The sequence below is a fragment of the Paenibacillus silvestris genome (assembly GCF_009882985.1).
GTDB classification, from domain to species: Bacteria; Bacillota; Bacilli; order Paenibacillales; family NBRC-103111; genus Paenibacillus_E; species Paenibacillus_E silvestris.
Map to the genome: position 1 here is coordinate 12,017 of NZ_WTUZ01000014.1, position 23,036 is coordinate 35,052.

At 48.9% G+C, this 23,036-nt stretch carries 17 protein-coding genes; 8 read left to right on the top strand and 9 right to left on the bottom strand.

Annotated elements, in window-relative coordinates; all coding sequences use genetic code 11:
• The first annotated feature begins 132 nt into the window (after positions 1 to 132).
• The 4 genes from GQF01_RS09875 (at position 133) to GQF01_RS09890 (ending at position 4,627) form a co-directional block, all read left to right on the top strand.
• On the top strand, positions 133 to 828 hold the full coding sequence (locus GQF01_RS09875) for a response regulator transcription factor (RefSeq protein WP_161406626.1): 696 nt from the start codon (positions 133 to 135) through the stop codon (positions 826 to 828).
• Positions 821 to 1,831: a sensor histidine kinase gene (locus GQF01_RS09880; protein WP_161406627.1), complete on the top strand. Its 1,011-nt coding sequence runs from the start codon at positions 821 to 823 to the stop codon at positions 1,829 to 1,831. The genes GQF01_RS09875 and GQF01_RS09880 overlap by 8 nt, the downstream gene beginning before the upstream one ends.
• 98 nt (positions 1,832 to 1,929) lie before the next feature.
• Positions 1,930 to 2,691 (top strand): ABC transporter ATP-binding protein, encoded by a 762-nt coding sequence (locus GQF01_RS09885; protein ID WP_161406628.1) that lies wholly within the window; start codon positions 1,930 to 1,932, stop codon positions 2,689 to 2,691.
• Positions 2,681 to 4,627, top strand: coding sequence for an ABC transporter permease (locus GQF01_RS09890; protein WP_161406629.1), 1,947 nt, complete (start codon positions 2,681 to 2,683; stop codon positions 4,625 to 4,627). The genes GQF01_RS09885 and GQF01_RS09890 overlap by 11 nt, the downstream gene beginning before the upstream one ends.
• 20 nt (positions 4,628 to 4,647) lie before the next feature.
• Here GQF01_RS09890 and GQF01_RS09895 read toward each other — a convergent pair whose 3' ends face one another.
• The 5 genes from GQF01_RS09895 to GQF01_RS09915 form a co-directional block, all read right to left on the bottom strand.
• The gene (locus tag GQF01_RS09895; RefSeq protein ID WP_161406630.1) at positions 4,648 to 5,574 is read right to left on the bottom strand and encodes an RNA polymerase sigma-70 factor; all 927 of its coding nucleotides are present in this window, start codon (positions 5,572 to 5,574) and stop codon (positions 4,648 to 4,650) included.
• Between the two features lie 26 nt (positions 5,575 to 5,600).
• The gene (locus GQF01_RS09900; RefSeq protein ID WP_161406631.1) at positions 5,601 to 6,905 is read right to left on the bottom strand and encodes a phytoene desaturase family protein; all 1,305 of its coding nucleotides are present in this window, start codon (positions 6,903 to 6,905) and stop codon (positions 5,601 to 5,603) included.
• A gap of 166 nt (positions 6,906 to 7,071) precedes the next feature.
• Positions 7,072 to 7,860, bottom strand: coding sequence for an ABC transporter permease (locus tag GQF01_RS09905; RefSeq protein WP_161406632.1), 789 nt, complete (start codon positions 7,858 to 7,860; stop codon positions 7,072 to 7,074).
• Positions 7,861 to 7,863: 3 nt separating this feature from the next.
• Entirely contained in the window at positions 7,864 to 8,658 is a 795-nt protein-coding gene (locus GQF01_RS09910) for an ABC transporter permease (protein WP_161406633.1), read from the bottom strand.
• On the bottom strand, positions 8,651 to 9,706 hold the full coding sequence (locus GQF01_RS09915) for an ABC transporter ATP-binding protein (RefSeq protein ID WP_161406634.1): 1,056 nt from the start codon (positions 9,704 to 9,706) through the stop codon (positions 8,651 to 8,653). The genes GQF01_RS09910 and GQF01_RS09915 overlap by 8 nt, the downstream gene beginning before the upstream one ends.
• Before the next feature lie 206 nt (positions 9,707 to 9,912).
• Here GQF01_RS09915 and GQF01_RS09920 point away from each other — a divergent pair, with 206 nt between their 5' ends.
• From GQF01_RS09920 to GQF01_RS36260, 4 genes are all read left to right on the top strand, one after another.
• The gene (locus GQF01_RS09920; RefSeq protein WP_161406635.1) at positions 9,913 to 10,950 is read left to right on the top strand and encodes an LCP family protein; all 1,038 of its coding nucleotides are present in this window, start codon (positions 9,913 to 9,915) and stop codon (positions 10,948 to 10,950) included.
• Positions 10,951 to 11,348: 398 nt separating this feature from the next.
• Complete coding sequence (locus GQF01_RS09925; protein ID WP_161406636.1) at positions 11,349 to 12,695, top strand: glutamate-1-semialdehyde 2,1-aminomutase; 1,347 nt, start codon at positions 11,349 to 11,351, stop codon at positions 12,693 to 12,695.
• Positions 12,696 to 13,318: 623 nt separating this feature from the next.
• Positions 13,319 to 17,869 carry a glutamate synthase-related protein gene (locus GQF01_RS09930; RefSeq protein WP_235959358.1) on the top strand — a complete coding sequence of 1,517 codons (4,551 nt, stop codon included), beginning with the start codon at positions 13,319 to 13,321 and terminating at the stop codon, positions 17,867 to 17,869.
• 150 nt (positions 17,870 to 18,019) lie between these two features.
• On the top strand, positions 18,020 to 18,145 hold the full coding sequence (locus tag GQF01_RS36260; RefSeq protein ID WP_235959360.1) for a DUF6254 family protein: 126 nt from the start codon (positions 18,020 to 18,022) through the stop codon (positions 18,143 to 18,145).
• A gap of 62 nt (positions 18,146 to 18,207) precedes the next feature.
• Here the strand turns inward: GQF01_RS36260 and GQF01_RS36605 are convergent, their stop codons facing one another.
• The 4 genes from GQF01_RS36605 to GQF01_RS09945 form a co-directional block, all read right to left on the bottom strand.
• Positions 18,208 to 18,336 (bottom strand): hypothetical protein, encoded by a 129-nt coding sequence (locus GQF01_RS36605; protein ID WP_268894341.1) that lies wholly within the window; start codon positions 18,334 to 18,336, stop codon positions 18,208 to 18,210.
• A 493-nt stretch (positions 18,337 to 18,829) separates the two neighbouring features.
• Positions 18,830 to 21,247: an RNA polymerase recycling motor HelD gene (gene helD, locus GQF01_RS09935; RefSeq protein WP_161406637.1), complete on the bottom strand. Its 2,418-nt coding sequence runs from the start codon at positions 21,245 to 21,247 to the stop codon at positions 18,830 to 18,832.
• Between the two features lie 221 nt (positions 21,248 to 21,468).
• On the bottom strand, positions 21,469 to 22,353 hold the full coding sequence (locus GQF01_RS09940; protein WP_161406638.1) for a DinB family protein: 885 nt from the start codon (positions 22,351 to 22,353) through the stop codon (positions 21,469 to 21,471).
• Positions 22,354 to 22,357: 4 nt separating this feature from the next.
• Entirely contained in the window at positions 22,358 to 23,020 is a 663-nt protein-coding gene (locus GQF01_RS09945; RefSeq protein WP_161406639.1) for a bifunctional 2-keto-4-hydroxyglutarate aldolase/2-keto-3-deoxy-6-phosphogluconate aldolase, read from the bottom strand.
• Between the last annotated feature and the right edge of the window lie 16 nt (positions 23,021 to 23,036).

A 23,036-nucleotide genomic window follows, 5' to 3' on the forward strand; every position in this document is an offset into this window, starting at 1 on the left:
TTGATTCCCACATTCCGTGGAGATTAAGGTTCTTTTGCACTCGGCGCCCGAGGCTGTCCGTTCGCATTCGCACTTACCGCTTTTTTCCATTAGAATGAATGTTAGAAATTTATCGCAAGCAGGTGACTCCTTATGTTTAAAATATTGCTGATCGAAGATGATGCCACTCTCTTCACGGAAGTGAAGGACCGCCTTGCTCAGTGGTCTTACGATGTGCATGGCATAACAGATTTTGGCCGGGTCATTGAAACGTTCGCAGCCATGAAGCCGGATCTCGTAATTATTGATATTCAACTCCCGAAATTCGACGGCTTCCATTGGTGCCGAATGATTCGAACTCACTCCAATGTCCCCATTGTTTTCTTGTCCTCACGCGATCATCCAACGGACATGGTGATGTCGATGCAGCTTGGCGCTGATGATTTCATCCAGAAGCCGTTTCATTTCGACGTGCTTATCGCCAAAATTCATGCCATTCTTCGCCGGGTCTATAACTACAACACAGAGCCGCTCAAGCTGAAAACCTGGTGTGGTGCTACGATCGATTACGAAAAAAATACGGTGACTAACGAGGCTGGTACGATCGAATTAACGAAAAATGAAATTTTCATTCTTAGATTCCTAATTGAACGTAAGAATACAATCGTTACCCGGGACATCATCATTAACAGCCTCTGGGACGACCAGCGGTTCGTCAGCGACAACACCTTAACTGTGAATGTTAATCGTCTTCGGAAAACGCTGGACGAGCTCGGGTTAGGCCGTTTTATCGAAACAAAGGTCGGACAAGGCTATATGGCCACGGAAGAGGCTCATTTCCATGATTAGACGCTATCTCGTCGAAAGAAGAAGCTGGCTCCTTTTCTTTTTATCCGTACAGACCCTTGTTCTCCTTATTGCCTTTCTGGATAAAGCCATTCCATTTGGACCTATTCTCTACATTGTCTTTCTGACCACAACGTTATTTCTGATCTTTTTCGTTTTTCGCTATAACAAAGAAACTCACTTCTATAAGCAGCTTGAGCAGCGAAATAACAACCTGGACCTTACCAGTATCGAAGGTGCGGATACTCCCTTGGAGTCTATCGTAGAGACCAGCATGAGGAATCTGTCCGAACATCTCCGTCAATCCGCGTCTTGGCATCAGGTGGCGTTGGAACAAGAGAAGGACGATTTGCTCGCATGGATTCATGAAGTCAAAACACCGCTAACAGCCATGCGGCTAATGATGGACCGTCTGGAAGATGAGACGATGAAAACCGCATTAACCTACGAATGGCTAAGGATTCACCTTCTCTTGGACAGGCAGCTTCATCAGAAACGACTCCCGTTCATGGAGAACGACCTGTATATCGAGCAGGTGAATTTGGAATCATTGACCTATGCAGAAATTAAGACGCTCAAGACATGGTGCATCCAAAAAGGCATCGGCTTCGATGTTGATTTCGAAGTGACGGAAGTGCTGAGCGATGCCAAATGGCTCGCTTTCATTCTGCGTCAGTTGGTGACGAACGCCGTGAAGTACAGTGATCCTCATGCTGCGGAGATCATTATCCGGAGCCGGCGCGACAACGAACGGACGATCCTTGAGGTCATCGACCATGGCCGCGGGATCGAGCCTAAGGATCTGTCGCGCATCTTCGACAAGGGCTTCACCTCCACAGCTTGGCATCAAGATAGCGCCGCTACGGGGATGGGCCTCTATTTGGCGAAGAAAGCTGCCGAGTCGATGCTTATTCAGATCACCGTAAGCTCGGAGCCTGGCTCCGGCACAACCTTCACCCTCACCTTCCCACAGCCGAATGAGGTCATGCGCATAACAGGCATGTGACAGCTTTGTCACATGCCCTTCTTCTTTGTTCGCCCAATCGAGGGAATAATGGGTCAGCTCTTTTTATAATAAAGCTAACGAATAAAGGAGTGTGTGTAATGACAATTCTCGAAGCAGTGAAAGTTCATAAAAGCTACGGCAACAAATACAACAAGCAAGAAGTGCTGAAAGGTCTCGATATCCGTATTGAAAAAGGGGAGTTCGTCAGTATTATGGGGGCGTCAGGCTCGGGGAAAACCACCTTGCTGAATGTGCTTTCCTCTATTGATAAGGTTAGCCAGGGCTCCATTCAAATCGAGGGCAAAGAGATTACGACTTTGAAGGAAAAGCAGCTAGCCGAGTTTCGCAAACGGCATTTGGGATTTATTTTCCAGGATTATAATCTGCTCGATACCTTGACCGTCAAAGAAAACATTCTTCTGCCGCTTTCCATTACCAAAACTTCGAAACAGGACGCCGAGACCAAATTTCATATAGTCGCGACTGAGTTGGGCATTTATGAAATCAAGGATAAGTACCCGAATGAGATTTCGGGCGGGCAGAAACAGCGGACCTCCGCGGCCAGAGCGTTCGTTCATGAGCCAGGCCTTATTTTCGCAGACGAACCGACGGGGGCACTCGACTCCAAATCCGCATCGGATTTACTGCATAAGCTGAGTAATATGAACGAGAAGCGGAAGGCGACCATCGTCATGGTCACGCACGACTCCGTCGCTGCCAGCTACGGGAGCCGGGTTATTTTCATCAAAGACGGGCAAATGTACACGCAGCTTTATAAAGGGCAGGAGTCCAGACAAACTTTCTTTCAAGATATTATGAAAACTCAGGCAGTTCTAGGCGGTGTTCAGAATGAGCATTAACCAGCTGATTTTTCAAAATTTGAAAGCGAACATCAAGCATTACTATTTGTATATATTTGCTTTGATGTTCAGCGTCGCCCTTTACTTTGCATTCGTCACTTTGCAATACGATCCCGCTTTGGATCAGACCAGGGGCTCCATTAAAGGAGCAGCCGCCATCAAATCAGCATCAGTCCTGCTAATCGCGATTGTCGCCATCTTCAACCTGTATGCCAACAACATCTTCGTCAAAAGGCGCAGCAAAGAAATCGGCTTGTTACAGCTGATCGGCATGACGAAAACGTCGATTTTCCGTATCCTCAGCACAGAAAATTTCATCCTGTATTTCAGTTCCCTGCTTATAGGAAGCTTCATCGGGTTCTCCGTGTCGAAGTTGATTCTGATGGTTTTATTCCAAATTACAGGTGTTAATGCGATCGCAACGCTCCACTTCTCGACTCAGGCGTTAGTCCAGACACTTGTTGTGTTCGTTGCCGTCTATTTGCTTATCATGCTAGTTAACTATGTGTTCATTAAAAGACAAACCATTCTGTCATTGTTCCGAGCTTCCACCTCAACAGAGATCAAAGTAAAGCGGATGTCCTATACAGAAGCCGTCCTTGGTTTGATTGGCCTTGCACTCATTCTGCTAGGGTATTACGTTTCGTCTAAGTTGTTCGGTGGTGATTTCACCACGATGGTCGAGCTGTTCTCAGCGATGATCTTTATTTTGGCTTCGGTTATTATCGGCTCTTATCTATTTTATAGAGGCTCTGTTCGCATGCTGCTTAATGTCATTCGCAAGAAGAGAAACGGTTATTTGAATGTTCGTGAAGTCCTTTCACTCTCTTCCATTATGTTTCGGATGAAATCCAATGCCCTGCTGCTAACCGTCATTACAACCGTATCCGCATTAGCCATCGCTTTGCTGTCTTTAAGCTACATTGCCTACTATTCTGCGGAAAAAACAGCAAAAAACGATGTACCGGCCCATTTCTCCATCATTCAAAAGGAAGATGCCGACAAGTTCAAGGCAGCGCTGGATGGCCGCCACATTTCGCATAGCGATACGAACATTGAAGTGATACAAACAAAAGCTAACATAAAGGGCATTCTCGCGGGAAATATGAACGGGCTTATGGTTGATCCGAGCAGCATGATGCTTTCCGTAATCAGCGATGTAAATACACCTTTCTACAACGTGACACCCGAACAAACTATATTCACTGGAACCAATGATCTGTTGAGTAAATTTATGAGCTTTAAAGAAGCCGGGCAAATCGAGTTAGCCGGACAGCAACGCACTACCCCGCTCACCTATTTAGGCTCGAAGAAGACGTCCCTGGTCTCTTGGTACTTCACAAATGGCGGCATGCCCGTTGCCATCGTAGACGACTCCGTCTTTCAGCGGCTAAAACAGGATCTAGTTCCCTCGCTGCAAAAAAAGTCCGCAACGTATCAGGGCATCGATATTGTGAACGGGGCTGAGCTGCAAACAGCTAACCAGATTTTCGGAGAATTAGGCTTAGATATAGATGATCGCGGAGATTCCCGCTTAACTAGCATGCTTAACCAGAAGAATAGAATGGGACTTACGATGTTCATCGTTGGCTTTCTGGGTCTTACTTTCCTGATCACATCAGGCTGCATCCTCTATTTCAAACAGATGGATGAGAGCGAAGACGAAAAACCGACCTACACCATTTTACGAAAACTCGGCTACACGCAGGAGGATTTATTAAAGGGAATTCGCCGCAAGCAGCTATTTAACTTCGGAATCCCGCTTGTTGTAGGCCTTTCTCATAGTTACTTCGCCGTTCAATCCGGCTGGTTCATGTTCGGAGCTGAACTGTGGACACCCATGATATTGGTCATGGTGCTGTATACCGCCTTATACTCCGTCTTCGGATTCCTTTCCGTACAGCATTATAAGAAAGTTATCCGCAGAGCGCTTTGATAGACGATTTATCCAATTATTTAAACAGTTTCATCCGCTACATGTCTTAACTTATCAGGGTTCACAACCAAATAGACAGCCGCAATCTGGCCATCTTCAATATGGAAAGTCATCACATTGTTCGGCTGTCTATCCTGATATGCAACGACACCCAATTGTCCATTGACAGTCGCCAACTCAAAGCTAAAGCCACTCGGAACTTTGGACAATACGCCTGATAGAAACATCGCAATACGTTCTGCTCCCTCAATAGGCCGAATTGCCGCTCTAACCTTGCCCCCACCGTCGGAATATAGGACAGCTTCTGTTTTCACGATGCTTAGCAATTGAGCCATATTGCCGGAAATTAAGGCATGGACGAATTGCTCAACGATAGCGTTAGCCTGATCCTCCACTGGCTGTTTAAGCCTTATGCTCCCCATCCCCATATTCTCGTCATCCTGATTGGCGAAGGCGCTAATTGCGCTTTTGGCTCTGCGGAAAATCTGACGGCAGTTCACGCTGCTTTTTTCAACAATGTCAGCAATTTCCTCATAGTCATATTGCAGTACTTCCCTTAATAGGAAGACTGCTCTCTCTACCCAAGTTAGCTGCTGCAGCAGTAACAGGTAAGCGGTGGATAAGGACTCTTTTTGCGTATAAAATAGTTCTGGCGCATCGCGCGCTCTCTCCGTCCCCACAAGTGGTTCCGGCAGCCACGGGCCTACATAGACTTCGCGAATTTTGCTCGCGGAACGCAGGTTGTCGATGCAGCGGTTGGTCACCATTTTGCATAGATAAGCTTTAGGATTCTGGATACCCTGCGGATTTCTCTCATTCATATATAGAAAAGTTTCTTGGACGATATCCTCGGCATCCATAACGCTACCCAGCATCCGATAAGCTAACGTGAACAAAAGCGGTTTATACGCTGTATACATCTGCTCGGCATTCCCAGCAGTTTCCATAGCTCACACCTCCTGCTATTGCCATTTTACGCCATGCGGCTGCTCTTTAAAATAGCGGCCGCAGCCCGCTTGGCGCTTGCTGCCGATGCATCGGCGAGCATTTCGCCGTGCGTGACCCAATCTCCGGCCACATAGAGGCCGCCGACCCCCTCAACTGCCGGCCCCGTGAACCGGCTCGACCTTCCTCGATGCAGCGTGTCGTGGACAACGGTGATATTAGGAAGGAATTGCCGTGCCACTACCTCATCTTCCCAACCGGGATGGAGGGTATTCATCGCTGCGGTGAGCATGCGCTCATCAGCTTTCGGATCACTTTCGCCTGGACCATTATACTTGACCAAATGCACAACCAAGGTGCCATTGTCGCTTAATTGCGCGTTCAACGTATGGTGAGAGAAGAAAATTGGTTGATCAAGACCCATAGCAACGTCTCGCCCGCCTTCAGGCAATTTCCTCAATCCAAGATCCAAGCATGCCGCCATGGATGGACGAGCTTCATCCTTCCACTGTTTGAGCAGGGTCCGATCAGCCGCATCGCTTACTAACTTATAAGTCTCTGACGGCGAGGCGGTGCTGATGACATTAGCTGCTTGGATATGCTCCCCCTCGGCAAGCATAAGTTTTTTTACCCTACCATTTTCCAGCACAATTTCTTTGACATCTTTCCCGCTTATGAGTTGTACACCCGCTTGGATGGCTTTGTCTCTTAGCTGATCCACAATCGTTTGCCAACCTCCATGAAGGTAAAGGACACCCTTTAAAGCACGCTGCAACTGAGCCAACGCCGCCCCAGCTAGCTGAAAGTCGGGATCCTGCGCGTAGGTAGCCGTTCGGCATAGCGAGTAAAAGACGTGACGGACCATCGGGTCCGAAATCTCGGCCTCCGCCCAGTCTCTCAGGCTCAGGTCAGGGATGCGGTTGGCATCCATTCTGGCAAGCTTCATCACGAGCTTCATGAGCTGCATTTTACCCGACCACGTCAGCAGCTTCGAAGTCAGCATACTGGTGAGACTTGCAGGCATGGGAACAATTCGGTTGTTCCACATCGCCTTAATGTTGGATGAAGGCTTTCCTCCATCTAATTGGATTCCGAGCTCCGTCAAAACCGCATACGCTTGCCCTGCACGATACAAGGCATGCCCGCCCAGATTAAAAAAGGCGCCGTTCTTCTTATTCGTCATCGCCCGGCCTCCCAAGCGCGCAGCTCTTTCAAATATAACCACCTTTTGCCCGCCCTTTGCCAGTTCGATAGCTGCGATTAGTCCTGCCAAACCACCGCCTATTACCGCTGTGTCGTATTGCTTTAATTCGGATTTATGCAACTCCGTCATGCTCCATCGCCTCCGTTTTATCTTTTCATTACATATGGCGAGTGAGGCTGGCGTTTTGTGACAGTGGGAGCAGCTGAACGGATCGTTTCTACTGTCCGAGTCCCCGCGAAGCACAAAAAAACCTCCAACCCGCATAAGCAGAGTTGGAGGCCAAAGCGAAGCGATTCTACGATCCCGCGCCGCGGTAACGTTTCACGCCAATATTCCAAACCGTAATACCAATAAAGCTGAAAATAACACCCATGACCGGCGTCAGCAGCGCGAACCACTTCCAGTTGGCCGGATCTATGAAGTACGCCGCAGGATAAAAGCCAACGAACGCGAACGGCAATATCCACGTCAAAATACTGCGAAGCAGCTTATTGTAAATCGTAGCCGGATAACGTCCATAGTTCTGGATGTTCCAAATCAGCGGCAGAATGCCCGTAGGCGCATCAGAGTAAAAACCAAGCGCCGTCAGCGAGATGTACACACCAGCATAGATCAGGATCGAGCCCACAACCATCAGGATAAAAATCAGCGGATCATGCCAATGGAATGGAAGCCCTAACTTGACCCAAGAGTAGATCATAACAATCAGCCCAGCCAACGCACTGAACAAAGATGATGGACTGAGATTCTCCAGCATCAGCTGCCATAAGTTGTAAGCCGGACGGGTGAGAATGCGATCCATTTCCCCTTTAACAATATATCGTTCACTGAAGCCCCACAGATTAAAAAAAGTGATGAATATGCCATAGGGGATCATAAAATAGCCGTAAATGAACAAAATTTGTTCTTGATTCCAGCCGCCGAGCGATTGTGTTTGCAAAAAAACGACGAGAATGAAGAATAAGTTGAGCCCATTGAACATCAAATCGGAAATCACATCAATCCAGAAGTCGGATCGGTAGGTGAGGCGGGTTTTCATGTAATTTTTCAGATACTCAACAACTAGGGAGACATAGAACGCCATGTGTTAACCCCCCTGTACGAATAAACGTGTTTTGGATTTGACCCAGAGAACAACCATGGGTACGAGCAGCAGCAAGAACCAAAGAACCTGTATACCGAGATTTTGAACAATGGCGGCACCCGCAATTTTCCCTGTGAACACTGCGCTCGGCAGGTACGTAATGGCCTGAAACGGAAGCCACTCAAGAATCGATTTGGACCATCCCGGGAAAAAGGAAATCGGAATAATCAACCCTGAAAATAAGTCGACCGCAACGCGCTTCATGCGCATTAAGCCTTCGTTATTTTCCAGGAAGAAAGCAAACAACCCGGTGATGATATTAAGCTGCGTATTGATCAGGAAACTGAAAAACAGCATAACAAAGTAGATCACCCATAGGCCTGGATCGCTTGGGAACTCAATCGGCAGCAGCAGCCATATGAAAATCATGCCCGGCACGGTGAAGAGCAGCAAGCGGAAGACACCTTCTCCGAGTCCCTGCATCATTTTCACAAATACATAATTATATGGTCGAATGAATTGGATCGCTACGCTGCCGTCTCGAATTTCATTGGCAATTTCCCGATCCAAGTTATTGAAGTAAAACGCGCGCCCCATCCAGGAAACCGCGACATACGTCGTCATCTGGCCTAGGGTCAGGCCGCCGATCATCTCTTGACCGCCATAAATGGCTTTATAAACAAAATAATAGGACCCAATATTAAGAGCATAGATCAAAATGCCGCTATAGTAATTCACCCGATAAGCAAGCATCATGAGAAAACGCATGCGAATAACCTCTAGATACGCACTAAGCATGTGTGAAGGCTCCCTCTGGCTGCTTTGTTTCCTCTGGACGTTTCACATCAGCTGAACCTGCTTTATAGATTTCTCGTACGATGTCATCTGTGTTGGTTTCGTTGATTTTGATATCTTGAATTTGCAGAACACCGACCACTCGGCCTAGCACTTCAGATACGTTCGCACGCTCGTAAGGAATGAACACCTTCGCGGACAATTCGTTCTCAAGCTGCCACGCCACATCCAGACCACTTGTCAGCTCTTGCAGACGTGGTAATGTAATCGGATGCTCGAACTGGAGCACCACTTCCTTGCCTTTGCCCCACTTGGCTTTCAGCTCTTCCAGACCGCCATCATAAATAATACGGCCGTCATCGAGCATAATAACACGCGAGCAAAGCGCCTCAATATCCTGCAAATCGTGCGTGGTCAGCAGGATCGTTGTCTCATAGCGCTGATTGAGTGATTTCAGGAATTCGCGAATTTCTGTTTTCACAACGATATCCAAACCGATGGTTGGTTCGTCTAAGAAGAGAATCGCCGGATTATGAATCAGCGAAGCCGCAAGCTCGCAGCGCATCCGCTGCCCCAGACTCAATTTACGGACAGGTCGTGACAGTAAATCGGCTAGTTGCAGGCGGTCGACAAGTTCGTCGAGGCGCTTTTTGTAGTCGGCTTCAGAGACACGATATACCTTTTTCAACAATTGAAAAGATTCTACAACACCGATATCCCACCAAAGTTGACTGCGCTGGCCGAACACGACGCCGATCTCGGCAACGAACTTCTCGCGTTCTTTAAATGGAACGAAACCATTGACCTTGATACGGCCAGAGGTCGGTACGAGTATGCCGGTCAGCATTTTGATCGTGGTTGATTTACCGGCGCCATTTTCACCGATATATCCGCAAATTTCGCCCTTTGGAATTTGAAAGCTGATGTCCTTCACGGCTGTAACATGTTTGTACTCTCTATGGAATAAATCTTGGAAGGCGCCCTTCAGCCCCCCACGGCTCTGCTGAACTTGAAATTCTTTGCGAAGCAATTCTACATCTATGGCTAACATGAACTTCCTCCTGTCTAGGTAGACTCGGCTACACTTGGCTACATATAACGGCAAATTTCGCCGTAACTTGCTATCGAAGTTTCGTAGCATCTATAATATGGATCATAAAGATAAAATGTACAACAACTGCACCAAACCCATGATACATGAATTCTGTAAGAAAAAAAAGTACAGATAATCCCTACCTTAGAAAGGAGCGCAGAACCATGAGAATTATTAAACGAACCTTGCTCCTGATCGGCTTACTCCTGATAGTGGTGGCTGGTTATTATTCCTATTCCTTTTACCATTTTGCGCAAAATATTTCTAACAAACCGGATGCGCCCAAAGGCAGCACACCCCTTATTGCCCAAGCGGTTAAGGACAAGGGTGACAAATACACACCTCCCAAATGGGAAGGTAAGAACCGCGTTAACATCTTACTACTAGGCGGGGATTCCCGCGGCATGGTGAAGAATGAGCTGCCCCGGTCCGACAGTATTATGCTCGCGTCAATTGATCCTGTGACCAAGAAGGCTCACCTCTTCTCCATCCTTCGTGATACATATGTGAAAATCCCCGGCGAAGGCGAAGACCGCATCAACACAGCGATTACGACAGGCGGTCCGAATTTAGCCATGAAAACCGTCAGTGATTTGCTTGGCATACCGGTGCAGTATTATGTTTATACCGATTTCAAAGGGTTCATCGCCCTCATTGATGCCGTAGGCGGAATTGAAATTGACGTAGAAAAGGATATGAAATATACCGATTCGGAAGATGACCATGTGTATGATATTAATTTGAAAAAAGGGCTTCAGCATCTCGATGGCAAAACAGCCCTGCAATACGTGCGCTTCCGGCACGATGCTCTATCGGATTTCTCTCGTACAGAACGTCAGCGGAAATTCCTAACAGCCGTTGCTCAAAAAATGCAAACTACGTCATCTCTCATTAAACTGCCAAAGATATTGAACGCAATGGATCCTTACATTGATACGAATCTTAGCGTGACGGATATGCTGAAGCTCGCTTCCTTAGGCTATGAAGCCAAGGCTGATGGAATCGTCTCGTCTCAGCTGCCGCCGAGCGGGCTACTCGTCGAGAAGAACGTTCGAGGAGCTGCGGTTATTACGGCAAACAAAGATAAGCTGCAGCAGTATGTGAGAGACTTATTCGCTGGCAAGGCGGATGCGGATACAGGTCCAACGAAGCCATCCCCATCGCCTACACCGAAGACTTCCGTGAAAACGACGGCGAAGTAAGTAACTGGAAGCTTACGGAGGAATAATAGCAAAGTGAGCGACTGGAAGCTCATGAAGAAAAAACGGCAAAGCAAGCGACTGAAGATTAAGATGCCTCTACTTGGTATAGGGCTTTAGCCCCTCAAGTAGGGGCTTTTTATGAGATCATTAAGGCCTCGATTCGTCCGTAACGGACTCCACTGCCGCTATTTGGGCTTTTAGTGGCATTAACAAGCAGGTTCGGACACCAGAGCCGTTATCAGCCACGAATCCAGTAAAAACAACATTAGAAACATCAATTAACGGCATTTCAGTCCGTTACATCCAATATTTACGCTTAATCATGGAAATAACGCCTCCTGAGTCCGTTAGTTACCGTCCAATATACATACTACTTAATAAAGGAATGATTACTTCTTATGAATCGCAAAAACTCCGAGCAATTATATCAAGAAGCGCTGCAGCACATCGTGGGCGGGGTCAACTCCCCTTCCCGCTCATTCAAAGCCGTAGGCGGCGGCGCCCCCGTCTTCATGAAGCGCGCGCAAGGCGCACACTTCTGGGATGTAGACGGGAATCGCTTCATTGACTACCTCGCCGCCTACGGCCCGATCATTACCGGTCACGCGCATCCGCACGTGACCGAAGCGATTTGCCGCGCCGCACAGAACGGCACGCTGTACGGCACCCCAACCGAACTCGAGATCGAGTTCGCGCGAATGCTGAAGTCCGCGATCCCGTCGCTGGACAAAGTGCGCTTCGTCAACTCCGGCACCGAGGCCGTGATGACGACGATTCGCGTGGCGCGCGCCTTCACCGGGCGCACCAAAATCATTAAGTTCGCCGGGTGCTACCACGGCCACTCCGATCTAGTGCTTGTGGCGGCCGGCTCCGGGCCGTCCACACTCGGCACGCCGGACAGCGCCGGCGTGCCTGCAAGCATCGCGCAAGAGGTCATCACCGTGCCGTTCAACGACATTCCGGCACTGGAAGCCGCTCTCGAGCGATGGAGCGATGAGATTGCCGCGGTGATGGTGGAACCCATCGTCGGCAACTTCGGCATGGTCATGCCCCATGCCGGCTACCTCGAGCAGCTCTGCGCTGCTGCTCACAGATACGGAGCCCTCGTCATCTACGACGAGGTCATCACGGCGTTCCGCTTCCACTATGGCGCGGCACAGACCTACCCCGGCCTCCCTCTTGTGGAGGGCGACCGGGCAGAGGCGGCGGCGCGCTTCGCCGCCGTCGAGCCAGACCTTACGGCCCTAGGCAAAGTGATCGGCGGCGGACTGCCGATCGGAGCCTATGGGGGCCGCAAGGCCGTGATGGAGCAGGTCGCTCCGCTCGGACCTGCGTATCAAGCCGGTACGATGGCGGGTAATCCCGCCTCCATCTCGGCCGGCATCGCCTGCTTGGAGGTGCTCCAGCAGGCAGGTGTTTACGCCAAGCTCGAGCACCTTGGCGCGACGCTTGCAGGCGGCATCGTGGAATCCGCTGCGAGACACGGCATCGCCTTGACGCTGAATCGTATCGGCGGCGCGTTCTCAACCCACTTCTGCGATCATCCCGTCACCAACTATGACGAAGCGCAGGATACAAACGGCGAACGCTTCGCGGACTTCTTCCGGCTCATGCTGGAGCAAGGGATCAACCTCGCTCCTTCCAAATATGAAGCCTGGTTTACAACCATTGCCCACACGGAAGAAGACATCGCTCAGACACTCGATGCGGTGGATCATGCTTTCAAAATCATGAAAACAAGATAAGGTTAAATTTTTTCGAAAATACACACAATTAAAGTGATTACGTATAAAAAAACATCAAATAAGGCCCCATCGCGCTAGGAATTTTCTGTTACCGATTCTGATGGACTTGCCCTAGAAACGAACTATGATCCTATTAGGATCATAGTTCGTTCGTATTTTAAGTAGCCACCAAGCAATAAAAGAATTACCTTTATTCACCATTATACACAAAAGGTAACGCTTACATTTTTGTTTTCGCTCTGCAACTATTGTCGGATGCACATTTTCGTGCTATTCTAAGATTACTTTTACCCTTTTAACGAAAAGTCTTGTTTTCGCAGTATTTTCCTAGAAAGTTAGGGCATGATTTACAAATTCACGTTCGTTTTTTGTATACGATGCCTTACTTTATGACGGGTCGATTCTTGACTGATTTCAAGGGAGCCATTTCCTCGAAATTGGCATGCTATTCAGTTAAATTGCATTTTTATTCAAAATCTCGCATATTTCGTTTTTGATCACTTTCCGGTCATCCATTGAAATTGCTAAGAGTTGCGGGCTCATCAAAGCCAAAATGCAAGAAATGTAGTGAACGAGGAGTTAAATATATAGGGGAGGTGACGGTCAGGCGACTGACCTGAGCAATGAATGAAATTATGCGTAATGAAGGCCGTTTTCAAGATCTACTAGGAACCGAACACGACAGCTGCGGTATTATTTGTATTATTGAAAAGAACGGTCATCCTACCCGTGAAAACATCCAAAAAACGATTGATGCCCTTGTAAAAATGGAACATCGCTCAGGATTTATTAACGGCGAAGGCGACGGTTGCGGTATTTTAACTGACATTCCACGCGCTCTTTGGGAAAAGAAATTAACAGATGCGGGTCAAGACGGCAAGCTTGCTTATGATAACCGTTTTTCTGTTGGACACATCTTTGTTCCGCGCAAACTTGACCTGACCGTTACCGAGATTCAGAATGGCATCCGTGAGCTATTTGCTTCCCACGATGTGTCCATCATTCTCGAGCAAGAAAACCAAGTAGACAGCAACGTTCTTGGTCCTAATGGATTGAACGATGAGCCTACATTCTGGCAAATCGCTGCCATCAGCAACAAAACAGAAGGCCAAGTCGCTGATCACCTTTTTGAGCTCCATATTGCGATTGAAGATCGTTACAACGTTCACGTTGCAACATTAAGCAATGTAACTTCAGCTTACAAAGTGTTAGGCGCAGCAAGCATTCTTCCGAAATATTTTAACGACACGCGTGATCCGCTTTTCGCATCCCAAGTTACAATCGGTCACAACCGTTATTCCACGAACACACTGTCCAGCTTCTTCCGCGTTCAACCATTCTCCCTACTCGGGCACAATGGCGAAATCAACACGGTTAAGAAACTTCGTCTCGAAGCAGACATGGTTGGCGTTCCACTGGTTAGCGGCGGATCTGACTCCCAAGACATGAATAGAACGATTGAAACGTTCATTCACCGTTTTGGCTTATCGCTTTTCGAAGCCATGGAAATGGTTTTCCCTCCTATTATTAATGAAATGAAACAATTCCGTCCGGAACTTCAAGATTTGTATGTTTACTTCCGTCAAGTTTGGGGTCACTTCGCCCAAGGTCCAGCAGGTATCGTTTCCCGTTACGGCAACGAATGTATTTTCAGCGTGGATGCGCTTGGTCTACGTCCTGTTTGGATGGTTGAGAGCGAAACTTCCCTGTACTTCTCCTCGGAGCAAGGCGTTATCACGGTTGGCGACATGGTTGCTGATCCGAAGCCTATCGCACCAGGCGAGAAAGTCGGCGTTGTGCTGACACCAGGTGAACATGTTCAAGTCATTCCTTACCATGAAGTACAGACTCTTGTATATGAACGCGCAAGCAAACGTCTGAATATTAGCGGACTTCGCAAATATCTGAATCCTTTGAAAACAGACGCACAAGCCGAGCTCAACGAAAACATGGTAGCAACGGATCAATTGTACAGTGCGTTTGGTTGGGATCGCGACGGTATTTCTTATATCGAAACGATGTCTGAAACAGGCGCCGAGCCTATTCGTTCCCTGGGCCACGATTCCCCTCATGCTGCTATTGCTTGGGAACGTCAAAACGTGCCTGACTTCATTAAAGAGAGCGTTGCCGTTGTTACGAACCCAGCGATTGACCGTGACCGTGAAATGGAGCATTTCTCGACACGTGTTATTGCAGGTTCACGTACGCCGGTTTACGCTCAGGTTGATGACAATCTGCGTCTAGAGCTTCTAGCTCCCCTTGTACTTGAAGGTACGAACGGTGTAGACAGCGAAGAGCATCTGTCCCAGCCTTCCTATGAGCAATTAGTTGCTTTGTTCCGTGCACAAGGTGATAATGCTGTAGCTGTGCTTTCCACGACTTTTGCAAGAGGAACTTCTCTTGGCGCTGGTTTGGACACTTTGGCTGCTGACGCTATTGCTGCTGCTCGAGCTGGCGCTGCACTTATTATTCTTGATGATTCAGAAGCTCACCAAAACGATCGCTTATGGCTTGAGCCTCACTTAGTTGTATCCAAAATCGATATCGCGCTTCGTGCGGAAAAGCTTACGTTCGGCGACAACCTGCGCCGTCACGTTACATTAGTGCTTCGTTCCGCAGCCATTCGCAACCTGCATGATATTGCTGTAGCTTGTGGTGTTGGCGCTGACGTTATTTCACCTTACTTGTTGTTCTCAACTGCTTCTGATAAAGAAGGCAACGCGGCAGCAGCACGTAAAGTATATGCAGCTCTTACGAAAGGTCTGGAGAAAGTTATCTCCACGATCGGTACGCATGAGCTACGCGGTTACACACGCTTCTTCTCCTCCATCGGCTTCCACCCGGAAGTGGCTGAGGTGCTTGATATCGTGAACTACCTTGGTAGTGAAAAAGCTGGAACTGGCTTTGCACAGCTTGAAGCTGACGCGGAAGCTCGTTACAACGACTTCACCAATCCAAAAGCAAAAGCAGCGAAAAACTTCCGTTTCTTCCAACGTATGTGGAAAGCGCTCGGCGACGCGGCATCAGGAGCTGCTTCTTACGGCGACTACCGCGACAAACTGCGTGAAGAAGAGAAGAAGAACCCAATCTCCATTCGTCACATTGCTGGATTCAATGTGGAGAAAGCACTTGGAGAAGGTCGCAAAGCGCTTGATCCATCGAAGGTTGATATCTCCATTGGCGGTCATTCCTTGCCGATGCTGATTTCCTCCATGTCCTTCGGTTCACAAAACGAAACAGCTTTCCGTGCCTACGCTGAAGCCGGCGAACGCCTGAACATGGTAACCATGAACGGCGAGGGCGGAGAAATTAAAGATATGCTCGGACGCTACAAAAAAACGCGCGGTGCACAAGTGGCATCCGGACGTTTCGGGGTTAACGTTGAACTAGCTAACGCGGTTGCCTTCCTTGAGATCAAAATCGGTCAAGGTGCTAAACCGGGTGAAGGCGGTCACTTACCTGGCTCCAAAGTTACAGCCAAAATCGCTGCAGCACGTAACGCAACAATTGGCTCTGACCTGATCTCCCCTTCGAATAACCATGATATCTATTCGATCGAAGATTTGGCTCAAATCATTTCCGAGTTGAAAGAAGCTAGCGGTCGCAAAGCGAAAATTATCGTGAAAATCCCAGTCGTACCAGGTATCGGTACAATTGCGGTGGGTGTTGCCAAAGCAGGCGCTGACGTTATTACACTGTCCGGTTTTGACGGCGGTACAGGTGCAGCTCGTATTCACTCCTTGACACACGTTGGTCTTCCTACTGAAATCGGAACGAAACTTGCCCATGTAGCTTTGATCGAAGCAGGTCTTCGTCACCGCGTTGAGCTATGGTCCGATGGCGGTCTGAAATCAGGATCTGATGTTGTTAAAATGGTTATGCTCGGTGCAAACCGTGCAGGTTTCGGTAGTATCGCTATGCAATCGATCGGTTGTACAACATGCCGCGGCTGTCACTTAGACACTTGCCACGTTGGTATCGCAACACAAATCGATTCCTTGGAAGAAGCAGAAGAAAAAGGCCTTCGTCGTTTCGTACCTCGTCAATTTGACGTAGCTGTAGACAGCTTAGTTCGTTTGTTCGGTGGTATTGGCGAAGAAGTACGTGAAGTTGTTGCTTCTCTTGGATTCACAAGCTTGCAAGACCTTGTAGGCCGTTCTGACCTACTTGAGCAAATCAGCCACTTGGATCGCATTGATCTGTCTGACATTCTTCGCCCTGCTCCGCTTCAGTTCGTTTCTGATGCTGAGAGAGCTATGGAAGAAGCAGCTGTCTCCTCTGATATCCGTATCGCGGCTGGTGCAGAAGGTCTCGAATTCTTCCCTGAATCTTTGGCGTTTGACGCTCCAATCGTTCGCAACTGGTCCAAAGTGGATGCAGAGTCCCGTATTCTCGGAACTCGTTACTCCAGCCATCGCGTAAGAGACCGTTTCGACGGCAGCTACGATGAACTGCCATCTATCGCTCTGAACCTCGTTGACGGATCTGTTCCAGGTAACGGCTTAGGTGCATTCAATGCCCGCGGCGTTGACATCACCGTTCAAGGTGGTGCCGAGGATGGTCTTGGTAAAATGGCGTTCGGCGGTAAAGTCGCCATCGTGAAGTCACTTGGCAAAAACAACACGTTCATCAACGGTAGCGTTGGTAAATCGTTCGGTTACGGCGCACAAAAAGGCTTGTTCTTGATTCAAGGCAGCGCAGATACACGTGCTTGTATCCGTTTCTCGGGTGCTGACGTTGTCTTCGGCGGCGAAATCACGACACCGTTGCGAGATGAGCTCGGCGGACTCGCTGCACGTGCGAACCTCAAAGGCTTTGCGTTCGAATACATGACAAACGGCCGTGCCGTTGTTATGGGCGATCCAGGTCCATGGATTTGTGCAGGTATGACAGGCGGAGTTATCTACCAACGTCTTGTACCAGAAATGGGTCTAGACCAAGCAGCTATCGAACGTCGTATTGCCAAAGGCGCAAAAGTTAAAATTGAAACAATCGGCGTACAAAGTATCAAAGATCTTACTGAGTTGCTCACAGCTTACCGCACTGAGCTTGCTAACTCCGGTCAAACGGATGCAGCAGTCAAAATCGACGGTCTGCTAAGCAATCTGGAAGCTAACTTCATCCGTATCTCCCCGGTCAACATGCAAGCTGACCAATCCGTTGCTACGGAATAGATAAATGAAAGCTCCACAGGACCCTCAAGGTCTTGTGGAGCTTTTTTTATATCGAGGCCGAGAAAACCACGAATGCCTGTATAAAAGAGTCGCGCAAATCACACGTTATTAGGGCAACACCCATCCGCATACCATAGGAGGTTTTGTGCTATGAGCCAATCGAAACGCCGCGAAGAAGCTGCATGGAAAAGCCGCAAACAAGCTAGACATCCACATGGTAAGGTGAAGTCTCTGGCCGAATTCGCCAGTGAGTACGACGCGGGACGCAACAAGTAACGGAAAACCCCCTCCAACGTTAAAAGAGGGACCAACTCAAAGCAACCCGGTGATCGCGCATCCTAGGATACGCGGCCGCCGGGTTCTTTGAGTTCGCGGTGGCTATTGCCACTCTCCCTTTCGCTCAGATTGCGGTCTGATTGATACTCACTATCGGCACTATCCCCATCTTTCAGAATACGGTTTGACACTCACTATCGTCACTATCCCCATCGCTCAGAATACAGTTTGACACTCACTATCGTCACTATCCCCATCGCTCAGAATACAGTTTGACACTCACTATCTACACTATCCCGATCGCTCAGAATACGGTTTAACACTCACTATCGTCACTATCCCCATCGCTCAGAATACAGTTTGACACTCACTATCTACACTATCCCGATCGCTCAGAATACGGTTTGACACTCACTATCGTCACTATCCCCATCACTCAGAATACAGTTTGACACTCACTATCTACACTATCCCCATCACTCAGAATACGGTTTGACACTCACTAACTGCACTATCCCGATCGCTCAGAATACAGATTGACACTCGCTATCTGCACTATCCGCATCGCTCAAGGAGGGACTCTGGCAACCTTTCACCGACACTACTCCATTAAATTTCATTCAATCTAGTTGTATCAGCATATTCTCCTGACTCTTGGGGATAGTGCCCATAGACCCCTTCACCCTAACTAATAACATCCTCGGCGCTGTCCGTAAGCACATAAGTATCTTGCGGCTGACCCGTAATAAAATGACACGGGTCCCCAAGCGCGAAGATGTACAATTCGTGCATAGCCCGCGTGCAAGCCGTGTAAAACAGCTTGCGCTCATTCTCATGGCCGTACTGATGATGGGAACCATCATAAATAAGTACGGCATCGAACTCGACCCCCTTCGCCAGATACGAAGGGATGACGAGCACGCCCGACTCGAAGGTCGGGCTGTGTTTGGTGACACGCCCCAGCGGTACCCGCAGGAGGGGCGTAAGGGCTTGATGCGCGAGCTCAGCTTCGCTCGCGGTTTTGGTAATGATCGCAATAGAGGCATAGCCTTCTTCCAGCAGCCGCGTTATTTCGGCTGCCTGCAGGCTATGCAGCGATCCGCGATCGCTGGTCTGAATCACCCGCGGCTTGCTGCCGGCGCGGGTGAAGGGCTCTATGGCATCGCCGCCAGGCACGATGCCGCGGGTGAACTCCACGATCTCGCGCGTGGAGCGATAGCTGCGGAACAAACGGATGACTTCCGTTTGTTCCGGCCCGTACAGAGCGGCGATCGGATCGATTTCGCTGTACGCGGAAGCGTGCGAATAGATCGCCTGGTTCAGATCGCCGAGCGCTGTCATGCGGCAGCGCGGGAAGAGCCGTTTCAGGTAAGCCAGCTGAAACGGAGAGTAATCCTGCGCCTCGTCGATAATGACGTGGCGCACGGCACCGTTCGTCTGGAAGCCGCAAACAGCTTCCAGCAAATACAGGAACGGCGTAGCGTCCTCGTACGGCAGCCTGGCTTGCGCCAGCTCCTCCAGCGTCCGCCCGCAGATGTCGGTCCAATAGCGAGGTTTCTCCGCTATCAGCTCCCGGTCACCTGCGCCTGCCCCCTCACTTTTTCTAAACAACTGCCCATAAAGACCAATCATATCAACGAATTTAAGCTGTTTCACCGCGCTTCGAACAGGTTTTACATGCTCTTTCATGACGGTTCGAGCGAGCATATGCCTTTCTTGCTCATAATCATCGAAAGAAGAATCAATTACCTCTTCCATTTTGCGCAGCTTGATGTGGGCACGATGGTACTCATCACTGCTGAGAAGTTCGATCTCTTCATCGACCCAAGCTTCCTCGATCTCAAGCTTTGCAAAAAGCTCCAGCTGCTCTACGATCCATTCTTTCATAAGCTCCAAGCGGTTAGGGAGCCGAGTCGCGGTATCATAGCTGTAGAAACGCTCCACCAAACGAGCCGCGCTAAGTACCTCTTTGTCACGAAACTTAATAGGGTTAAATAACATCCCCATTTGCTCAAGCTGCTTCTTATAAGCTTCTATAACAGCAAGAAAAGAAGTCGAAGATTTATAATAAATTCCGCTCAAACGAGCTTCATAGGCTTCTATCATCTCTGGTGTTCTCTCAGACGCATCGTCGAGACTGCCCCTCGTCAATACAAATTCCAGTTGTGTAAAAGAGTCCTCCACCTCAAACATCTCACCCAAACGATGCTCCAAATAAGCTTGATAGGTCGTTTGCTGCATATTTTCTTCACCTAGCTCTGGCAGCACTGTCGACACGTAATGATTAAACAGTGGATTAGGCGAAAACAAAACCATCTGATCCGAACTCAGCTTATCTCGGTGTTTGTACAGGAGGTAAGCGACTCTTTGAAGCGCAGCTGATGTTTTACCGCTGCCCGCGGCTCCCTGCACAATCAGCATATGGGCGCTGTCGTTGCGGATGATGCGATTTTGCTCTTTTTGAATGGTCGCTACGATCGTCTTCATGTGTACATCCGAGCTCCGGCTGAGCACTTGCTTCAGCAGTTCATCACCGATGGTTACACCGGTATCGAACATAAGAGTGATGTGACGGTCACGAATGACAAATTGGCGCTTCAGAACCATTTCACCCTCTACCGTCCCATTCGGTGTAGTAAATTGTACTTCTCCCGGTGCAAAATCGTAATACAGGCTTGAGATTGGAGCACGCCAATCATAGATCAGATACTGACCGACTTCCTCATCCAGAAAAGATGAAATACCCAAATACACAGCCTCTTCTTCCCGCTCACCACGTTCAATGAAATCTATTCGGCCAAAATAGGGCGATTGGACGAGCCTTCTCAGCTTGCTTAATGTTTTGGCTGCTTGGCGATGCGTTCGTTCCCGCTCAGACAGCACCTCTGATTGCTGTCTCATGCTCGCGATGGATTCTACTGCATCTTCCGCCGTACTCATATCCATCGTGACTTCGTCCCAATAATGCTTACGAATCTCAACAACATCTGATTGAACCAGACCGACCTGCTCTTCCAGTTCCGCGATTTTAACGGCTATCTGCTCTGTGACTTTCTGCACTCTTTGCTTTTCTGCTGCCTTTGCTTGATCTGTTAGACTCATTCCAACGCCTCTTTTCTTACCATTTTATTACGATTTGACATGGGGGTTGTTTTGGTGCTATAATTAAATTAGGATAAAACTGTTTATAATTAAAAATATTTGAATCAATCTTTATTTTAACAATTAACTCTCCAAAAATCAATAAAAACCCTAGGTCTTTGACCTGGGGTTTTCTGGCATTCTTTTTCAGCTTGACTATTAAGCTCCTTGCTCCTGAAATCTCAGCAGCCATGCAGCTCACGAATTTGATTCACGGCTCGGATATGATGATTGGCGTGGCCTGCCATCATTTTCAGCAATTGCGCCACGGACTCTTCACGGTTCTTCGAGGTGACGGTTCTCTCAAGCGCATTAGGCAAATGCTCGCATAACCCAAGAATATGCTGCCTCATAGCCCTGAACAGCTGCACTTCAGCATGAATCGGCCGATTCCGGTAATCCAGTCCAGCGCTCCAATCATCTTGTGAAAAGCTGTTGCCCTGATAACTCCGACCCGGCTCTGCCAAAGCGAATTTCACCTTGTGCAGTGTAACCAGCTCTAAGTCGATCAGATGCAAGGTCTGCTCGCGAATGGACCATTTGCCAGGGGCTTGCGCGAAGCTAAGCTGCTCCTCCGTCAATCCCGCTATTGCGTTCTCTAATTCGTCAGTACCTGCTTCATACATCTCTACAATCTCAGCATGGGTAGCAGCTAACTCCTCCCAGTACACAAACGTATGTCCATTAATGTCAGACACAAACAGCTTTCGAATATGACCAGGATTCTCTTCTTTCCGCAGCTCCTTACAGCCTTTGGCTTGCAAGTTAAGCTCCACAGCATTCACCGAAGTTACGCCAACGTAGATGAGATCTCCTTTTTTTGGCGAGGTGTGTTTGCTCTGCAACCAGCCTACTAATAACTCCGTCTGCTCTTCCGTTACCAACTGAGCAGACGGTTCTTTTTGCTGTATCAACACGACGTCATAGTCTGTCGTGATTCGCAGCAAGGCAACTGGACCGGAAGCGGCTCTTTCGAGCAGCTCCCAGCCCAGTTGTTTCGTATAAAAGGCAATCGATGCCTGTAGATCATCTACCTGCAACAGCAGCTTCGCCCCGTTATGTTCCATCGCTCTACTTCTTGGCCGCTCGATAGGCCTCAATATATTGTGCAGCCCGCTTGGCAACTAGGCTGTAATTGCCTGTTTTGACTGCTTCGCTGGTCAAATCCGAACCGATGCCGACAGCAACGGCGCCGGCCTCAATCCATTCACCGAGGTTGCTCAGCGATACCCCGCCGGTTGGCATAATGTTCGCCTGCGGCAGCGGACCTTTAATGGCCTTAATCATCGCCGGCGAATAGAGATTACCGGGGAAGAGCTTCACGATATCGACGCCAAGCTCCAGCGCCGTCTGAATCTCTTGAATTGTCATGCAGCCAGGCATGACAGGCACGCGGTAACGGTTGCAGAGAGCAACCGTGTTCGGGTTAAGCGATGGGCCGACAACGAACTCGGCCCCGCTCAGGATCGCTGCACGCGCTGTCTCCGGGTCTAGGGCTGTGCCCACCCCGATAATCGCGTACTTGGAAGCGTCCTGCGTTGTACTCGAGTAGCGCTTCGCCAGCTCCTCGATGGCGCGCAGCGCGAATGGCACTGTCATCGTGACTTCGATGACTTTAATGCCGCCTGCAATGGCTTGATCCGCCATTTCAACGACTTCTTCCGGCGTCTCTCCGCGCAGTACGGCAACGACGCCTTCACTTGATATTTGCTGAACAAGTTTCAATTTCTTCAATGGAATCTTCCCCTTC